The 18,922-nt window shown below is 58.2% G+C and carries 15 protein-coding genes; 10 read left to right on the forward strand and 5 right to left on the reverse strand.

The annotated features are described in order from the left end of the window. Nucleotides 1-225: 225 nt before the first annotated feature. Nucleotides 226-1,848, forward strand: coding sequence for an L-lactate permease (locus tag HMPREF2879_RS07015; protein WP_070635126.1), 1,623 nt, complete (start codon nt 226-228; stop codon nt 1,846-1,848). A gap of 244 nt (nt 1,849-2,092) precedes the next feature. After that, nucleotides 2,093-2,482 (forward strand): DUF1304 domain-containing protein, encoded by a 390-nt coding sequence (locus HMPREF2879_RS07020; protein ID WP_070635127.1) that lies wholly within the window; start codon nt 2,093-2,095, stop codon nt 2,480-2,482. A 136-nt stretch (nt 2,483-2,618) separates the two neighbouring features. Here the strand turns inward: HMPREF2879_RS07020 and HMPREF2879_RS07025 are convergent, their stop codons facing one another. Continuing rightward, the gene (locus tag HMPREF2879_RS07025; RefSeq protein ID WP_070506790.1) at nt 2,619-3,407 is read right to left on the reverse strand and encodes a DNA-3-methyladenine glycosylase I; all 789 of its coding nucleotides are present in this window, start codon (nt 3,405-3,407) and stop codon (nt 2,619-2,621) included. Nucleotides 3,408-3,620: 213 nt separating this feature from the next. Further along, nucleotides 3,621-4,232 (reverse strand): methylated-DNA--[protein]-cysteine S-methyltransferase, encoded by a 612-nt coding sequence (locus HMPREF2879_RS07030; protein WP_049345282.1) that lies wholly within the window; start codon nt 4,230-4,232, stop codon nt 3,621-3,623. A gap of 334 nt (nt 4,233-4,566) precedes the next feature. Between HMPREF2879_RS07030 and HMPREF2879_RS07035 the strand changes: the two genes are divergently transcribed. Further along, entirely contained in the window at nt 4,567-5,145 is a 579-nt protein-coding gene (locus HMPREF2879_RS07035; protein ID WP_044150609.1) for a hypothetical protein, read from the forward strand. A 107-nt stretch (nt 5,146-5,252) separates the two neighbouring features. Here HMPREF2879_RS07035 and HMPREF2879_RS07040 read toward each other — a convergent pair whose 3' ends face one another. Then, entirely contained in the window at nt 5,253-5,567 is a 315-nt protein-coding gene (locus tag HMPREF2879_RS07040; RefSeq protein ID WP_141744446.1) for an N-acyl-D-glutamate deacylase, read from the reverse strand. A 350-nt stretch (nt 5,568-5,917) separates the two neighbouring features. Here HMPREF2879_RS07040 and HMPREF2879_RS07045 point away from each other — a divergent pair, with 350 nt between their 5' ends. The 7 genes from HMPREF2879_RS07045 to grpE all read left to right on the forward strand — a co-directional run bounded on the left by HMPREF2879_RS07045 (nt 5,918) and on the right by grpE (nt 15,785). After that, a complete protein-coding gene (locus HMPREF2879_RS07045; protein WP_070635128.1) occupies nt 5,918-8,098 on the forward strand; it encodes a hypothetical protein in 2,181 nt (726 codons plus the stop codon). A gap of 85 nt (nt 8,099-8,183) precedes the next feature. Beyond that, the gene (locus tag HMPREF2879_RS07050) at nt 8,184-8,807 is read left to right on the forward strand and encodes a hypothetical protein (RefSeq protein ID WP_049362811.1); all 624 of its coding nucleotides are present in this window, start codon (nt 8,184-8,186) and stop codon (nt 8,805-8,807) included. A gap of 84 nt (nt 8,808-8,891) precedes the next feature. Then, nucleotides 8,892-10,454, forward strand: coding sequence for an Hsp70 family protein (locus HMPREF2879_RS07055; protein WP_070635129.1), 1,563 nt, complete (start codon nt 8,892-8,894; stop codon nt 10,452-10,454). Between the two features lie 144 nt (nt 10,455-10,598). Beyond that, nucleotides 10,599-11,933 carry a J domain-containing protein gene (locus HMPREF2879_RS07060; RefSeq protein WP_070635130.1) on the forward strand — a complete coding sequence of 445 codons (1,335 nt, stop codon included), beginning with the start codon at nt 10,599-10,601 and terminating at the stop codon, nt 11,931-11,933. A 128-nt stretch (nt 11,934-12,061) separates the two neighbouring features. Then, nucleotides 12,062-13,612 carry an Hsp70 family protein gene (locus HMPREF2879_RS07065; protein WP_049362819.1) on the forward strand — a complete coding sequence of 517 codons (1,551 nt, stop codon included), beginning with the start codon at nt 12,062-12,064 and terminating at the stop codon, nt 13,610-13,612. A gap of 54 nt (nt 13,613-13,666) precedes the next feature. Further along, the gene (locus HMPREF2879_RS07070) at nt 13,667-14,917 is read left to right on the forward strand and encodes a DnaJ domain-containing protein (RefSeq protein ID WP_070635131.1); all 1,251 of its coding nucleotides are present in this window, start codon (nt 13,667-13,669) and stop codon (nt 14,915-14,917) included. Nucleotides 14,918-15,035: 118 nt separating this feature from the next. Further along, nucleotides 15,036-15,785 carry a nucleotide exchange factor GrpE gene (grpE, locus tag HMPREF2879_RS07075; protein WP_161800496.1) on the forward strand — a complete coding sequence of 250 codons (750 nt, stop codon included), beginning with the start codon at nt 15,036-15,038 and terminating at the stop codon, nt 15,783-15,785. Between the two features lie 427 nt (nt 15,786-16,212). Here the strand turns inward: grpE and glpK are convergent, their stop codons facing one another. Further along, on the reverse strand, nt 16,213-17,769 hold the full coding sequence (gene glpK, locus HMPREF2879_RS07080) for a glycerol kinase GlpK (RefSeq protein WP_049350376.1): 1,557 nt from the start codon (nt 17,767-17,769) through the stop codon (nt 16,213-16,215). 42 nt (nt 17,770-17,811) lie between these two features. Further along, complete coding sequence (locus tag HMPREF2879_RS07085; protein WP_049332597.1) at nt 17,812-18,609, reverse strand: MIP/aquaporin family protein; 798 nt, start codon at nt 18,607-18,609, stop codon at nt 17,812-17,814. Nucleotides 18,610-18,922 lie beyond the last annotated feature (313 nt).

Here is an 18,922-nt window from a genome sequence, read left to right on the forward strand (position 1 = left end):
ATATGGCCCCGGTATATGGCCCCGGTATATGGCCTCGGCATATCGCCACGTCATACAACCAAACGCCCGGCAGCTCAAGACCATCACGCTTCACCGATGGACCCCTCCACGACGCAAGGACCGGGGCCATCGGTTTTTATGCGGCCTAACGCTTCCATACAGCGCAGGCGCCGTACCGGAAGAAGCGACCGCTAATACACACAGACCGAAAGGACCACCCGCCCTATGTGGCAGCAAACCTACGACCCGCTGAACTCACCGGTGCTCTCCGCACTGGTCGCAGCAGTACCCATCATCCTCTTCCTGTTGGGCCTGACCGTCCTGAAACTCAGCGGCCTCAAGTCAGCACTGCTGACCCTCGGCACCACCCTCATCATCGGCTGCGCCGTCTTCGGCCTGCCCATCACCGCAGGTGCCGGCTCCATCCTCTCCGGCTTCCTCTCGGGCATGTGGCCCATCGGCTGGATTGTGCTGATGGCTGTGTGGCTTTACCGCATCGCCGTGCGCGCCGGTAACTTCGATATCGTGCGCTCCTCCGTCTCCTCCATCTCAAACGACCAGCGCATCCAGGTGCTGCTGATTGCCTTCTGCTTCGGCGGCTTCATCGAAGGCGCGGCAGGCTTCGGCATCCCGATCGCTATCTCTGCTGCACTGCTGGTATCTCTGGGTTTCAACCCCCTCAAGGCATCCATGCTGGCGCTGGTAGCCAACGCCGCGTCCGGCGCATACGGTGCTATCGGTATCCCCGTGACCACCGCAGCTAAGGTCGGCGGCCTGGACACCGCACACCTGTCCGCAGGCATGGTACCGGTACTGCAGATCTTCGTCGCCTTCGTGCCGCTGCTGATGGTCGCAATCCAGGACGGTATGCGCGGCATCCGCGAAGTCGGTCTCGTAGCGCTCATGACCGGCGTGATCTTCTCCGGCGGTCAGGCAGCTATCCTGATACTGCTCGGCTCGCCCGAACTGGTCGACATCATCCCGCCGCTGCTGTCCCTGGTAGCGCTGGCACTCGTCATGCGTTCCTGGCAGCCCAAGCACATTTACCGTGAACCTACCGCTCCCAGCCTCGAAGAAGTTCAGGCGCAGCAGGGCGTCAAGCACACCGGCGGCGAGATCGTTAAGGCGTGGAGCCCCTTCATCTTCCTCTCCGCAACCATCCTGCTCTGGTCCACCGCGCTCAAGCCCGTGTTCGCAACCACCGGTCCGCTTGGTGCCGCAACCCTGGCGTTCCCCATCCCCGGCATTCACGAGGCAATCGTCACCGGCGCCGGTAAGACCGTGACCGCGATGTTCTCCTGGAACATCCTTGGTGCTTCCGGTACCGCAATTCTGGTGGCAGCACTGATTACCGTGCTGACCTCGAAGATTAGCTGGGGTGAAGCCTTTGAAGAACTCGGCGGCACCTGGAACCAGCTGAAGATGCCGATCCTCATGATCTGCCTGGTCATGTCCGTCGCAAACGTGATGAACCACGCCGGTATGACCACCTCCATTGCGCTCGCGCTCGCGGCAGCTGGCCCGGTCTTCCCGTTGCTGTCCCCGATTATCGGTTGGATTGGCGTGTTCGTGACCGGCTCCGTGACGAACGCTAACGTGCTCTTCGCGGGCCTGCAGTCCACCACCGCAGCCCAGATTGCTGTTGACCCGACCCTGCTCGTCGCCGCAAACACCGCCGGTGGCGTGATGGGTAAGATCGTCTCCCCGCAGTCCATCGCAATCGCTGCGGCGGCAGTAAATAGCGCCGGTGAGGAATCGAAGATTACCTCCATGTCCATTAAGTACAGCGCTATTCTGCTGGGCCTGGTCTGCGTCTGGTCCTTCGCTCTGTCGCTCATGATGGGCTAAAGACCGATACCGGATTCGGCGTAACCCTGCGTAGAAACCCCTCGATGAGAACCCTGCAATTTTCTCTGCAGAAGACGATTCGAGGGGTTTCACGTATATTCAGGAAGTTCCAACAGACCGGGAAGAGGCGTAGAATTACTTCTTGTGCTTGCTCCTGCATCATTCTGCGCATCACCACAGATTGTGCTCCAGAAGAAAGAACGGGCAGGCGCCTCATAGAACACCTACTGCTTAAGGAAAAACAATGCAGGCGCTCGCAACGATTACTACTGTCTTTGCCTTTATTGCTATAGCTATTCATGTCTACATCTGGATTATTGAATCCTTCCTCTGGACCAAGCCCAAGGGCCGCGAAACCTTCGGAATGACCGAAGAATTCGCTGAATCCACCAAGGAGATGGCGGCAAACCAGGGCCTGTACAACCTGATGCTCGCCTGGATCGCCGCAACTGGTCTGCTCGCATTCTGGTTCGGCTCCCCGCAGGTGGGCGTGGCGCTCATGTTCGCAGGTCTGGGCTCCATGGCGGTTGCCGGTGCCTACCTGTTCCTCACCTCTCCGGATAAGCGCAAGCCGGCGCTGATTCAGCTGACCCCGCCGCTGCTGGCGCTGATTTTCCTCTTTGTAACGATCTAATCCTGTGACGATCTAATTCAGAGCGGAACATCTCAACGTATAGAAGCCGCGTGCTTACTTCTACGAAGTGGCGCGCGGCTTTTCTATGCTCTTGGGTGCGAGCACGCCGAGCGAGGGGAGCTTAGGGCGAGGGGTCTTAGGTAAAGAGCCCCGAACAGCCGCGCCGATGCGAACCCACCAGGTGAGCGTCCACCATGCCGACCGCACACATGAGCGCATACGCGGTCACCGGGCCCAGGAATACCCCGCCCAGAGCTTTAAAAGACTTGGCGAGGAGCGCGGACTCGGGCGTATCGGTAGGAATATCCTGCAGGGTATGCGGCGCGATAGTATTGCTCGGCGCGAAAGACCACAGCCACGCGGGCAAGCCAGCCGGTACGCGTGTTCCGTCGCTGAGGGTGCGCTCGCGCATCCGTTCCAGATCCTCGAAGCTCAGGGTGCGAACCCGACGGCGGCGAGTGTCTGCCGCCTCGCTGCTATCCTCTTTGGCCGGGGTAGAAGAGGGCGCGATAAGGGGAAGACGAATATCCTCCGTGGAGGCGTCACGGGGCGTTGCGGCAAGCTCGCGCATCCGCAGGGTCAGCCGTGCATTGGAGATGACCGCGCGAATCTTCCTCTCGTTACGGATAATGTCTTCATTCTGGAGGAGCCGCGCAACATCATGGTCGGTGAACGCAGCCACGCGTTCGGGGTCGAAACCCTCGAAAACGCGGCGGAATGCCTCTCGGCGGGCAAGAATCGTGCGCCACGAGAGCCCCACCTGAAAAGCCTCGAGGCTCAGGGCTTCGAAGAGTCCTCGTTCATCGGTGACGGGCATGCCCCATTCGGTGTCGTAGTAGTCGCGCAGAAGCTCATCGGTCACCCACGTGGGGTAGCTCGGGGCGTTTTCGAGGGGGTCGGCGGGAATAGTAGGTTGCGAGGTCACGGTTTCTCCTCTCTGAGATTGCTGAGCCGATCCGAGTGTTTCGGAATCATGTTCTACTTAAACAGTAGCTCTTCTATGATTGAGTCGCAACTATATTCGATTTTGTGTCGTGTTGCAGAGCATCGAAACCGAAAACAGGTACGAAAAAGGGCGGGATACGCATCCGATGCATACCCTATCCCGTCATGAGCTTCGAAGACTAGCCGGCAGGCGCTAGAAGAGCCGCGCCTCCCGCACCTCTTCCGGCTCCTCCAAATCAAGGAGGAATTGTTTACGCTCAACACCGCCGGCATAACCGGTGAGGCTTCCATCGGCACCAATAACGCGGTGACAAGGAATCATAATGGAAATTTTGTTACGGCCAACCGCCTGACCCACCGCCTGCGCGGGGGCACCGGGGCCGACCGCTCGCGAAATATCACCGTAGGTCGTGGTGTACCCAGCAGGAACAGTCTTCAGATGCTCCCATACAATCAGCTGAAAATCGGTGCCCTCAGGATCTAGGGGCAACGTAAAAGAAGTGCGCTTGCGCTCAAAGTACTCGGAGAGCTCCACCTCAGCGCGGGACAGCAGCTGCGCCGCAGCATACTCATCGGCTGGCTCTTCACCTTCTGCAGCGCCGTGCTCCCGTAGGTAGGTGACGGGATTCTCGATTAGTTCACCGAGCTCATGGGGGAGCGGAAAATGCGCCTGGTCCTCGTACCAAATGCCGACAAGCGCATCCGCACGGGTGGCGATGTAGAGCGTGCCCACGGGGCTTGCATAGCGCGTGTACCAGCGCGAGAGCGCTTCCGGCGGCTGCGGCGAATCGGTCGCTTTGGTCATGCTCTTCCTCGTAGGCTCGTGGGCGTGTACTGCAGATGATGTATAGGGGTAAATACCCCTTTCAACCATCATAGGGGAGGCGCGCCTCCGTACCGTACCCGCGGCGGGTTTTGTCTATAACTAACCGCTACGAGATATACACATCGCCGGTTACGCCTCTCACGAGGTCCCGCCAATTTTGATTGAGCCCGAAGACCTGGCATTCTGTGAAGTACACACCGATACACCGCAATTCAATACTCCGGCTTCTCCACCCCGCACCGGGTGGGGGATGACCTGTGTTTCTCGTGCCCCAACGTTGGGTTCAACGACGACTGAAATTGCAAGGAGAAACATGGAAGATCTGAAAGACATCCGCCGGCAACTCAAAGAAAACCCGGAGAGCCGAGAGCTCAATAACCGTTACGCGCAGGCGTGCCTCGACATCGCGAAAGAATATACCGTTACGTCCCAGGGACATATCTTTATTTGCTCGCCCTCAGATTTAGAAGCCGTACGGTACGTCATGGCCAAGATCCCTAACGATTCGCTTCTAGACGGCGAAACCTTAGAGGAATACAAACGCCTGGAGAGAGCCGTTACCCAGGCTCGTATAAATAGAGGTAAACCCGGTAGCAAGATGGGCATTTACTATGCCCTCATCCTTTTTATAGTGATGCCTTCCATGGCGGCACCAGTCCTTCTGCTATGGGAACTCACCGTGCTTGGCTCAGACCACACCCGGGACCCGAGAGCCCTCATTTACCTGATTCCTGTCGCTCTCATTACCGCTGCGCTCCTCTGGGTTGGGTGGCTTGTTGAGCGAATCCCCGGCTGGAAATATAACGCTCTGATCGTCGAAGAGAACAAAAGACTAGAACTAGCCAGAGCCGAAGCTGAAGCGCAGCGGAGCACTGACTCAAACCAGAAATAATCTTGAGTGTAGGGTCGGACTCTGAACCGCGATTTTAATGCAAACGTGCCGCCTCACCGGTACCGGTGAGGCGGCACATTTATGCTGTCTAGGGGATGGCAGGCACGCTACTTAGCAGCTGCTCCGTTGGGATTGCCCTCCGTGTGGTGAAGGTGCGGCAGGTGGGTCGAGTGCAGGTCGTGACCGAGCACATCGTGTGCGTCCGGGTCCTCGTTCGGGAGCACGTGCGAGTACTTGGAGTAGTAGCGGTACAGCGCGTAGGCGCCAATCACAGTCAGTACGATAGCAACGCCCAGAGCCCACGGTACAGCTGCGGGAGAATACATGACAGAGAAGAGCACCAACAGCCAGGAGAGAGCAGCTGCAAGAACCGAAACGTTCATAGCAATAATTGCAAGCTTGCGGCGACGGACATCAACCATAATCGGTGCGGGAAACCCGCTCCCTCCTTCCAACGGAGCCTCTCTCCGTTCTCACGACCACCGGAAGGTGCCAGATGCATAACCAACCGCCATCTTCGGCGACCAGAATAGAATCAATAAGCCTATATATCTATGATACGGCGCTTGAAGTGGACATCAAAGGCAAACAAACGCTGTTAGATCAACCCCACACAACATATGAATAACTGTCTCAGCAGAGGAGTAGATGACGATACAGGTCACTCGGTGAAGATGACCTGTGGCATGATTAAGACACTGAACACAACCACACCCATACGACATATGATGATGCCAGCGACGGTACCGTCATAATGAGGAGAGCCATCGAGATGACGACTTTCACCGGCGATTGGGGGAGCGCTGAGCGCGTTTCTGCTTACTTCCGTGACCGATACCGTGCCCACGATCAATGCGGAACCCTTGAACTTAACAACCCGCACGCTGCCAAGAACGCTTACGCGGCTCTTTTCCTGGGACTGAACGACTCAGCAGGGCAACCGACGAACGCCTCTCTCGCCGTGGAGGCGCTACACCTGAGCGCCTCCGAATGCCGGACCGTAGACTTGGGGTTTGATTTTTCCCCCTTCTACTCGGTACCTCCTCTGAACCCTCCCGTATGTCACCTGGTGATGGGAGCAGACTTTGGTCCTGTCAATCAGAAGTACGCGCTATCCAGCCTGTACGGAACACCTCGACTGTACCTGGTAACCGGTGACGCACCGGATAAGAACCCCCAGGGGTTCTACGCCAAGCTCGCCCTTTTTGCTTCGAAACTGCGCGCCGCCGAAACTTGGAACCGTACTAAGGTGTACGTGCTGGCCTCCCACTTTACCGGGGTAGCCAATGAGAAGCTGGGGCCCGGCTACGAATCATTCACCACCTATTCTGTGCCGATGAAGGGCGCGCCCGGCACCGCTAAGGGGCAGCGTGAAGAGATCGTTAACCTCAGCCTGCACAGCTCGTTCAAGCCCCGCGTCTTCTGGAAGGATCACTCGGCTTTTCCCGCAGATGGCCGCGGTAAAACCCCCTGCATTGAAGGCAACGAGCTCATCAAATCCACCCCGGAAATCGGTTCCTCTCTGAGCGCTGAGGAAATCGCTGAGGTATTTGGGAATAAGAGCACCCTGAATGTCTATATCTACCGCATTAGTGTTCCGCAGATTTTGGGTATGGGACCTCACGTCTGGGGTGCATCGCACATGCTGTGGATTTTGACGAACCACCTGCGTGAAACGGAGTATTTCCCCTTCGGCGAAGAACTGCTGCAGGACATTCAGTCGGTTGAAGCGCTCTACCAAATGACCTACCAGATGTCTGCAGGAAGCCACGCTCTTACCACTTGGCAGACGAACCGTATTCAGGCGGCAGAAGAATATCCCCAGGTCGAAGAGCTACCGATTGATGTGGATGTCGTCCAAGGAATTATTTGGGATTTCGAACTAGCAACCCGCGTGGCAATCGAGTTCGAGGCATACGGCGAAATAGCGTACCGAACCTCAACCTTCTCGAAGGACCCGAACGCCCAATGGTACGAGGCCACCCGCAACCCCAATATTCAGGTAGACATCAAAAACGCGGCTGAGGACGAAGCATCCGCTTCCGAGAACATAGAACAGGAGATGAACTCACAGCAGATGGTCCAGGAACTGGCTGAAGGAGCCGAATGCACCGTTGTATTTGGCGTGTACCCCGGTCTGGTGGATTACCGTCGCGGCCCGAAGGACAGCCGCTGGACAAACTGCCAGCCCCTGCGTACCGTCGCCCTGATGGCGCCTGAGGAACGATCCTTCCGCGTAGACCAGATGAATAAGGCACTCTACGAGAGCGACGAAGCGCTGGAGATGCGCATCCGGCACATGCTCCTGCCCGGTGAGGAGGGGGTAACCCCTGACCATCACCTCGTGCTTGTTTACGGGCAGGTGCCTGATATCCAGCGGGACGAAGCCCTCAACAGCCTGTTGACGCAACTTAGCGCGTACAACCCGAAGGTTATCATTCTTGAGACCGGCGCGCTGGACTACGACGAACGATACGAGCAGACCCCCTGCTCGACCGCAACCTACCGCACCGACGGCAAGCTCTACGAGCAGCCAATCCCTCTCTCGGAGTATTACCGTCGATGCGTAGAATGCGAACCCGGCGCGCCCTACGATGTATCGCATCCGGCAAAATTCCAGAGCGGTACGTTCGACCATGAGGTCGCTGAGCAGACCGAGAACCTCGCCTTCACCATTCATTACGAATGGGGACTGCCGGTGACGGTACTCCGCGTGGGCTACGCATTGCCCTACCTCTACAAGACGGAAGGCACCATGCTTATTTCTCAGGCAGTCCTTCGCCGCCTGGAAGAGCAGCTACCTACTCCCATCTTCGGCTCGCGTGAACGTGAAGTCATTGACGCAATGGTGCTCGACCAGTACCGAGCATTTGAAGAAAAGATGGAAACCGACCCGGATGCACGTGACGCTCTGACGAAGGCCCGCCGCGGGGTACTACCCTGGGGCGCGTAACCGTTTGCCAGCCGTACCGTTTGCCAGTCGTAGAGCCCGGCACACTAGCCGGGCTCTACGGGAGCCCTTACAGGAAGGAAGAACAATGAACGTTGACAACAAGAAGAAGCAGCCTCGCCGTGGCGTGGGTGCCACGCTGGCCATTACTCTAGCCTGCCTGCTGACCGGATGCGGAAACATCTGGGGGTACACACACCCCGATGGTAGCGGCGGAGGATTCGTAGAGAACCTATTCCGGGGCATCCAGTTCAGCTCCTCGAGCACCCCCAAGAAGGGGAAAATCCCTGCCGATGCATACCCCGGAGCAGGGGAGAAGCGCATCCCCTCCGGTGCTGTTGAGCTGCTTTCTTCAACGACCCGTAACGGGCTGACCGCTCCGATTTTCCGCTCTCCGACAGGCAATATTATTTGCCAGAATATCGACGGAAAATTTGGGTGTGGAATTGTGAACTACTACGACGATAAGCCCTACGGAGTAGCAGCCGATGGCGAGCCCCTCTGGTGGATCGATTTCACCGCAGAAGAAGCACGCCTGACCTCTCACGAAACCCCTGAAACCTTTACCCAGACTGACGCTGTGCTGCTGTATAACACCAGCGTGTACAGCGGGAACATTGTCTGTGGCGCGACGGAAAAGGGCGTGACCTGCTGGGACTACACAACTGGTCACGGTGCGTTCATGAATAGGGACTCATATACGACCTTCTAAACCTATACGGAGCCAACCTATACGGAGCCTCAGAGATGCGGCGTTCCGTGAAAAACACTACTCGACGAGGGATGGAGAAAAACGATGGGAATTGCCATCGGAATTGACCTGGGCACAACCAACTCCGCTGCTGCTGTGGTGGATCCCACCGGCGTGCCGCGGATTGTGCGAAACCGCGATGGGGCAAATACGACCCCTTCTGTAGTCCTGCTGCAGGACTACGGTGCTGGTGACGAGCCCCTGATTGGCGTTCAAGCAAAACAGCACGCAAGCCGTGTTGGTTCAGATGTCGCTCAGCACGTTAAGCGGTACATGGGCGAGTCCAGCTGGCGTTTCGACTCGGCTACGGGTTCCAGCTACACCTCGGAGGAAATCTCCGCAATGATTCTGCGTCGCTTGAAAGAAGACGTCGAGATGCAGATGAATGTCCCCGTCACGGACGCGGTAATCACCGTGCCTGCATACTTTGACGATGCACGCCGCCTAGCGACCCGCCACGCCGGCGAAATTGCTGGGCTCAACGTGCTGGGCGTGCTGAACGAGCCCACGGCTGCGGCGCTCGCCTACGGTGTCTCTACCAGGGGTAACACCCACGAGACTGTCCTGGTGTACGATCTGGGCGGCGGCACCTTTGACGTGACCATCCTGAACGTTTCAGGCGGTGATTTCACGGTTCTGGCGACGGACGGTGACCGCCGACTGGGCGGTTATGACTTCGACAGCGAACTGCAGCTCATGATTGATGAGCGGGTCCGTTCACAGGGAGGCCCCAGCTGCCTCGACGACCTGAACACTCTTAACGTGGTGCGTGAGCAGGCGGAACAGGTGAAGAAGACCCTGTCTTCGGCACCAACTGCTACCGTGCAGATTGCTACCGGGAACGCCTCGTACCGCGTCACTATTGAACGAGCTGAGTTTGAACGACGCATTGAGCGTCTTCTGCGCCGTACGCGTGACCTGGTCATCGACACCCTGGAATCAGCGCGTCTGGGCTGGTCGGATATCTCCCGTGTGCTTCTGGTTGGTGGGTCTACCCGTGTTCCTGCCGTGCGCGCAATGCTGAAGACTCTGAGCGGGAAAGAGCCTGACACGAGCATTAACCCTGATGAAGCTGTGGCCCTCGGTGCCGCGGTACAGGCGGCACTTCTGGCGCCGGAAAGCCAGGAGACCGTCGGATACCTTGGCGGCCGCTCAGCGGTTGAAGGTTACATTGGCGCTCCGGTGCGTGTGCAGGATGTGACGAGTCAGGGACTGGGCGTGCTGGTGCTGGACGAGAACGAGAAGGACGAGATCAACAGCATCATCATTCCCCGTAATACTCCTTTGCCTGCGAACGAGACGACTACCGTAAAGACCGTCTACGACTACCAGAGCGAGGTCAAATTCCGTGTGACTCAGGGCGATGACAGGGACCCGGATTTTGTCACTCTCGTAGGTGAAGCGACCCTTCGCATGCCGCCTTACCCCAAGGGCGCACCGCTATCCATCACCTATAGCTACGATCGCGATCAGATTATTCATGCGGAGGTGAAGGACTTGACCTCCGGAATCCTTCTGGGCACGTTCAGCATCGAGCGAGTGTCGAATCTGAAGGAAGCTCAGGTGGAGGAATCGAAGAAACGAATTGGCGGTATGACCATCATGTAGGTGACGGGTAGCGGTATACCTGTCGGGGCGGAAGAACAGCCCTATAGCTTGAGGCTCGGTACCGGGCCTCAAGCACCCCTACATAAACCGTCCATAAAACGTCTACGAAGACCGACGAGAAAGCGATGAGGACTAGCTATCGTCATGCAGAATTACTACGAAATCCTGGAGATTGAACCGAACGCAACCGAAGCACAGGTGCGTGAGGCAATCGTTCAGAAGCGTCGTTCTGCCCGGGCACGCGCGAATCACCCGAACGCAGAAAAGCGTCACGAGAGCGAACGACTGATGCAGCTGATCGCTGAGGCAGAGAAGCACCTGCTGGATCAGCAGTCTCGTGCGGCCTACGACGCGAATCTTCAGAGCTCCCCGACAGCCCCGGCCGGTGGAAGCGCAGGGGCTGAACAAACTGTACCCGTTCAACCGAATGAGGACCCGCAACGGCAGGCCCTTGACGCTCAGCAACAGGCCGAGCAGATGCGGCGTGAGATGGAACGTTTGCGGCAGGAGATGCGCCGCAAGGAGCAAGAGCACGAGCGGGAGCTAGAGCGTTTGCGTCAGCGTGTGCCTGACGCGCCGGATGCGCCGCATCCTTCGGCGACGACACCCCCGACTCAAGCTGTTCCTAACCAGCCTCCGGTTGTCCCCGCTGCACCTGAGCCTTCTCAGAAGAGTCAGAAGCCAGAAAAGCCGAAGAAACGTAGGGCATCTCGGAAGAAGGAGAAGCCGAAGAAAGAGGCTCCGGCTCAGCGTACCCCCGCTCCGAACGAGCCCTGGAGGACTCCGTACCGCATTCTTCCTCAGCTCGAGAGGCGGGACTCGGACCCCCAGCAGCTGGAAGCAGCACAGGCGATAGTGCAGCAGGCAGGGGCCGGGCATACCCGTGAGGCGATACGTGAAGCGCGTGAAGAGTACAAGTCCGGTCGCCGTGACGCGGCGATTGTTCAGGCGTACGCATGGGCTCTGCTGTACGACGTCTACCGTTGCACGTACGGCGGTTTTGCCGGGCCCAACCCGTACGCCACGTCGCGCTCGCCGCTGGGCCTGCTGGTGAGTTCTGCCCAGGTTCGTTTAGCCCAGTTGCGTTTGTCCCAGCTGAAGAGGTTGCCTCTGAACGGTTTTGCTGAACTTGAGCAGGCTGTTCAGGAGGTTCGTGGAGCTGTCTCTGCCGCCCGACGACGCAGGAGCCGCCTGACCCTCATGGGGGCTATGGTCACGCTTTTCCTTGCGAATTACCTTTTCCTTCCGCAGCTTGTGGAGCTACTTGGTTTGAGCGCAATTCCGGCTGACATCGCGGTATCTGTGTGGATCAAGGACCTTGTACAGGTCATCTTGTTCCCGTACGTATTCATGGCGGCGGCCTTCCCCTCCCGATGGGCTGACGACCGAGCCTTCGTGAAGCGTGCGAAGAAGAACTCTCCGTTGGCGCCTCCTGTGCCGTGGTGGTACGGGCTGAAACGAGCCGAACCGTTGACGTAGCCCTGAAACGGTATTGCGACGCCGTAGCGTGGACGCCGGCTATCGAAGACATAACCAGAAACGCTAACTCACATATACATCTGCGGTATTTTGCCGCAGCAAGCATACGACTAGAAAGAGAATGACTTATGGGTATTTCAATTGGTATTGACCTGGGAACCACGAACTCTGCAGTTTCGGTGGTTCGTCCTACGGGTGTGCCTGAGGTGCTTCGCAACAAAGAAGGCGACACCGTCACCCCCTCCGTGGTGCTTTTCCAGTCCTTCGGCGGCGCGGATGAGCCTCTGGTTGGCGAGCAGGCGAAGCGCCAGGCAGCAGCGTTCCCCGAGGACATTGTCCAGTACGTCAAGCGTTTTATTGGCGACCCGACCTGGCGTTTTGATGCTTCTTCGGGTACCCAGTACACCGCTGAGGAAGTTTCTGCAATTATCCTGAAGCGTCTGAAGGAAGACGCTGAGCTTGCCCTGGGCGAAGAGGTAACCGACGCTGTCATCACCGTGCCCGCTTATTTTGATGATGCACGTCGTACCGCTACCGCCCACGCGGGTCAGATTGCTGGCCTGAATGTTTTGCGTGTGCTGAACGAGCCGACCGCTGCAGCCCTGTCGTACGGTGTGGAAGCTGACGCCAACGGCACCGTGCTGGTGTACGACCTGGGTGGTGGCACTTTTGACGTCACTATTTTGAAGATTAGCGGCACCGAATTTGAGGTTCTGGCTACTGACGGTGACCGTAACCTGGGTGGTTTCGATTTCGATAACGCCCTGATGGAATACCTGAATAAGCGTCTGATGGAGCAGGGCGCCCCGGACGCTTTGGAAGATCCTTCCCTCACCGCCGCGCTGCGTGAGAAGGCTGAATTTGCGAAGAAGGCGCTGTCGACTGTTCCGAAGACGAATGTGCAGTTCTCTGCTGAGGGCCAGCACTACCGTGTGCCGCTGACTCGTGAGGAGTTTGAGGAGTGCACGGTCAGCCTGCTGAACCGTACCCAGGAGGTTCTCGAGGACGTTCTGAGCGCGGCGAAGCTGACCTGGGCTGATATCGATAAGGTGCTGCTGGTGGGCGGCTCGACTCGCATGCCTGCGGTTCGAACCCTGGTGGAGAGTATCTCCGGTAAGACCCCTGAGCTCGATATCAACCCTGATGAGGCGGTCGCTCTCGGCGCTGCAGTTCAGGCAACCCTGGCTGGCGACGTGGAGGTCAGCACGGAGCAGGTTGGCTCCAAGGCTACCGTGGAGGGCTTCCTGGGCGGTAGCGTCAAGATTAGCGACGTGACCAGCCAGGCGCTGGGCATTATCCTCTACAACGCCGACGGTTCGACTTTTAACCATGTGGTGATTCCGCGTAACACCAAGGTTCCCTGCACCCACGAACAGAACACCCGAACCCTGCTCGACGGCCAGAACGCCCTGGACATTAAGGTCACTCAGGGCGAGGAACGCGACCCCGAGCTGGTGACCGTTGTTGGTACCGGTGAGCTTTCCCTGCCCGCCTACCCGAAGGGTGCGCCGCTGAAGGTCATCTACGCCTACGACGTGGACCAGACGGTTCGTGTTGAGGTGATTGACCTGACCGCGAATGCTTCTCTCGGCTCTTTCAATATTGAGCGTGTGGCTAACCTGCGACCCGAAGAAGTGCAGGAGGCGCAGCGCAAGATCGGCGGCATGGAGGTGAACTAGCCTCCCGCTACCCATTACCACCGGTGATGAAACACCGGTGAGATATGAGCACCTATGACTACTGAGAATTTTTATGAGGTTCTCGGCCTTCCACAAAACGCGACGGCTGAGGACGTGGAGAAAGCGTTGCGTGAGCAACGCAAACGGTACCGCCTCCTGACCAGCCACCCTGAACGCGCCAAGGCGCGTGAGGGTGAGGACCGCCTGGAGTTGCTTGACCGGGTTGAGCAGACTCTGCTGAATCCTTCTGCCCGTGCCTCTTATGATGAGTCGTTGAGGCGTCGAGGACCCGCACCCCGACCTTATGCGGAGCCTCGTTCTGCGAGCGGAGATTCTAAAGAGGAACGCCTGCGCGCTGACATGCGCTATGCCTGGGAAAACGAGAACTGGAACTCTCTGGTAAAGTTCGCGCAGGCAATGCATAGGATTCGTCCCGATGACGTTGAGGCGTGGGAGAAACTGGCAGCGGCGTACCTGTGGGGCGACTGGGACTATAACCGTCGCCGAGATGTCATGCACGCTATTTCGCAGGCACGCCGTTACGGTTCGGAACATGAGGAATTCCTCCTCATGATGGAGCGTAGCCTGGCTCAACGCGACGGAGACTACGAGCGCGTCATGGGGATCAACCGTCAGCTGATGGCTCTGAAACCGGAGGACACCGACTATATCAGCGACTTCATCATCAGTCGTTGGAATGCGGGACAGCACGCTGAAGCTTTGCAGGATGCGGATAACGCACTTGCCGCGTACCCCGATAACCCGCAGATGTTACGTCTGCACGCCATCATCCATATGGAGGAGGCAGACTCCCACGGCGTTATCTACAACGGGGTAACCATCATCAACTCGAAAGAGCAGGTGAAGGCGATTCGTTCGAGCCTGTCAAAGGTCCGGGACGCGTATCTGCTTCCCTACGATTTGCTGCTAAAGTACCGGAACATTGAAGAGAACATGCGTTTTGCCCGCCGCCGTCCCTTTACCTTCGGAAGGCTGGTGCGCTTTGTGGTTACGTTCTTTGCAGGGTCTCTGGTCCTGAGCGTCATCTGGGCGCTCCTGCAGGGGGCGATCCGCTCTTCAAACCAGGCTGCTTACGACACGATCAACGGATACATGACGCTGGTGACGTTCATCCTTCTTCCTCTCTTTGCTTTCTACACAGCCTTCCCGCCCTATTGGAAGACCAACCAGAGGGCTTTAACGGGGCAGGGGTATGACCCCACTCGAGCTGCAACGGGAATTCTGGGCGTCATCCTGATGATTTTCGGTATCTTCATCCGAAGCTTGAGCAGGCTGGGCCGCTAAGGAAAGCCGTCAAAGAACACAGGGGAGAGCGCCTATCTTCCTCATACTCCCGCTCTGTCAGCCGTAGCGGTTTCAGAGCGGGAGCACCCCACAATCATTGATAACTTTGAAAGGAGATGTGACCGTGTCAACGTATGATCCTCAGGACGCTGTCGTCCCTGAGCCTGAACTGTGGCCGGTTGGCGGCGAGGCTAAAGAACAGCCCCCGCACGAGGAAACGCATGAGGGGGTGACAGCCACCGCTAAAGAGGAAACGCCTCAGCCTGCCTCACCTTTTGTGACTGAAGACTTTGAGGTGCGCGTCCTGGAGCAGCTCACCGAGCTCAACCAACGTTTTGCGCAGCGCATCGCCGAGGACGGCGCTAAGAACCAGCTTATTCGTTCTGTACAGGCAAGCCTGCAGGAACGTGACGAACGAGCATCCGGAGAGGCGTACCGTTCCCTCTTCCGCGATGTGCTCAACGCCCTGGACCGTCTGCTGAATCAGGACGCGAGTGCATCGCTGAGCGAGTCTGTTGCCGACGAGATCGTCAGTATTTTTGAGATTCGCGGACTGCAGCGCATCGACGCGGTGGGTAAGTTCGACCCGGCGATCCACGAGGTTTCGGGTGTGGTTCCTTCTGCGCCCGATTACCCTGCCGGTACTGTGGTATCGGTGGAGCGGGAAGGGTATATTCTGGGTGACCGGACTTTGCGTCCCGCTCGTGTGATTGTGGCGAGGGATATGCCGAATCGTCAGCCTGCCGCCTCTACTGGAGCGGCTACTAACCGCCCTCAGGATGCGGCTGAGAGCGGTACCGGAGGTAGCGGCGAGGACGACCGCACCATCCCGCTTCCGACGGTGCCGAACAGCCCCTCCGGTGTGTAGTTTTTGACGCGAGTAAACAGTTTGTGCCTGACCACGAAGGTCAGGCACAAACTGTTTAACCGCTTATAAAAGTCCGTCCGCCGCAGTACGTGAAGCACCGCGGCGGACGGTGATAGGAGCGTAAATAAGTATCAGCGCGAACCGTCGACTCCTGTCAGGACAGCGCATGAATATGTCGCGTACGCGTCCTGTGCGGTACTGACACCTCACGAACAACACCGCGCCAGGTGACCGGCGGAAGATACCGAATTTACAAAAACCAACGGTACCCCAGCACTAATTTTTGTAGAAATTACGCCGCAATAAACGCTGAATTGAGCGTCATAAAACAGCGAAAAGCCCCGGCTGCTTCAACCCCATAGCGGGGGAGAAGCAGCCGGGGCGTCGCTAGTACGCGGGCCGTGCCGTTAGGCAACGGGTGCTGTGATTAGGCGGTCGGAACGTCCTCGTCAACCCACTCGAGGGTGCGGGAGACAGCCTTCTTCCACAGGCGGTACTGGCGGTCAACCTCTGCGGGCTCCATGGAGGGCAGCCAGCGCTTGTCCTCAGCCCAGTTGTCCACAACGTCCTGCTCGCCGCTCCAGAAACCAACAGCGATACCTGCAGCGTATGCTGCGCCCAGAGCGGTGGTCTCAACAACCTTCGGGCGGATTACGGGAACGCCGAGGATGTCAGCCTGGAACTGCATGAGGAACTCGTTAGCGGTCATGCCGCCGTCCACGCGCAACTCGGAGAGCTCAACACCGGAGTCAGCGTTCATTGCGTCCAGAACCTCGCGGGTCTGGAATGCGGTTGCTTCCAGCGCCGCACGCACGATGTGTGCACGGTTCACGTAGCGGGTCAGACCAACGATGACGCCGCGAGCGTCGGAACGCCAGTGAGGTGCGAACAGGCCGGAGAATGCGGGAACAACGTAGCAGCCGCCGGAGTCCTTGACGGAGGTGGCCAGTTCCTCAGACTCTGCAGCGTGCTCAATCATGCGCAGGTTGTCGCGCAGCCACTGGATCAGGGAGCCGCTCATTGCGACCGAGCCTTCCAGAGCGTAGACGGGTGCTGCATCGCCAATCTTGTATGCGACGGTGGTCAGCAGACCATTGTTGGAGAAGACGGGCTCGTTGCCGGTGTTCATGAGCATGAAGTTACCGGTACCGTAGGTGTTCTTCGCCATGCCCTTCTCGAAGCAAGCCTGACCGAAGGTTGCAGCCTGCTGGTCGCCGAGGATACCCGCGATGGGGGTGCCGCTGAGCAGACCGGTTGCGCGACCGAAGCCGTACACCTCGGAGGAGGACTTGATCTCGGGCAGCATGCTCATGGGGATACCCATATCTGCAGCAATCTGCGGATCCCATTCGAGGGTGCGGATGTCCATCAGCAGGGTGCGGGATGCGTTGGTTACGTCGGTGACGTGCACGCCGCCGTCAACACCACCGGTCAGGTTCCAGACCAGCCAGGTGTCGGTGTTGCCGAAGAGCAGGTCGCCGCGTTCTGCGCGCTCGCGTGCGCCTTCAACGTTGTCCAGGATCCACTTGATCTTGGGGCCGGAGAAGTAGGTAGAGAGGTTCAGGCCGACGATGTCGTGGTACTTGCCAACGCCCTCTTCGCCTGCGAGCTCTTCAACGATTTCCTGGGTGCGGGTGTCCTGCCAGACGATTGCGTTGTAGACGGGCTCACCGGTGTTCTTGTCCCACACGACGGTGGTTTCGCGCTGGTTGGTGATGCCGACTGCAGCGATTTCGTGGTGGTTGACTTCGCCGTTTGCCATAGCCATTGCTACGACCTTACGGACGTTCTGCCAAATTTCGGTTGCGTTGTGCTCGACCCAGCCGGCCTTGGGGAAGATCTGCTCGTGCTCGAGCTGGCCCTGAGCCACGTTCTCGCCCGCCTTGTTGAACAGGATCGCGCGGGAGCTGGTGGTGCCCTGGTCGATGGAGAGGATGTACTTGCGTTCGACGTTGAGGGTTGCGGAGTGCAGAGAAGTCGTCATTGATTTTTCCTTAGAACAAAAGAACGGGGGTATTAGAGAGGTTTAGAGGGGCAGAACTGCCGGAACGATCAGGCCTGCGAGGATAGCGCCGATGATTGGGCCAACAACCGGAACCCATGCGTAAGACCAGTTGGAACCGGTCTTACCGGGGATGGGCAGGAAGGTGTAGGCGATACGGGGGCCGAGGTCACGTGCGGGGTTGATAGCGGAACCGGTTGCGCCACCGAGGCTCATACTGATGGATACAACGACCAGGGCAACAGCCAAGGGGCCAGTCTGGGCGGGGGTCTTACCGGATGCGATGATCCAGCCAATCAGGACGAAGGTGCCGATAATCTCGGTGAGCAAGTTCCAGCCGTAGGACTTGATGGCGGGGCCGGTTGCGAAGATGCCGAGGCGGTCGCCCGGGTCCTCATCGAAGTGCTTCTTGTAGGTGAGGTACGCTCCGGTTGCGCCGGCCATTGCGCCGAGCATCTGAGCGATGATGTACAGGGCGATGTTGCCTGCGGTTGCGGGAACACCGGTTGCCAGGTCGCGGCCTGCGGTTGCCAGGCCGACGGTCACTGCGGGGTTCAGGTGTGCACCGGAATGGAAGGAGAGGTACACGGCGGTGAACACTGCCAGACCCCATCCGAAGGTGATAACACCCCAGCCTGCGTCCTTAGCGTAGGACTTCTTGAGGGTCACTGCGGCGCATACGCCGGCACCGAGCAGAATCAGGATGAAGGTACCGAAGAACTCGGAAGCGAAGATTCCGAGGGTGGTGGGGGCGCCGGATGCATCCACGAGAGCGGAAGAGCCGGCTGCAAGTACAGTTCCTGCGGAAGCAAGAAGAGACATTGATGCTCCTTGAAGACGAAGCGTCTGGAAGGCAAGCGAACCTTTGCTTGCGCATTCCCGTGCGTCCTCACCGCACGGGCGGATCGGGGCACAACGCTGTGCTGAAATGTGTAGCGGTTGCTACGAAAAATTGATAGATGTTTCTGGATGAGAAGCAGATCGTACCAGTGGGTTAACCCTGTATTTAGCTCGCTGCTTCTTATGCAGGGGATTATCGTAAACGGTTATTTAACCTCTCGTCCACCCCTCACCGAAAATATGAGATAACCCATGCTCGGTGAGGGGTGAACGGTCGGTTCGTACCAAATAATCG

The organism is Rothia sp. HMSC069C04, from assembly GCF_001812895.1.
Classification (GTDB): Bacteria; Actinomycetota; Actinomycetes; order Actinomycetales; family Micrococcaceae; genus Rothia.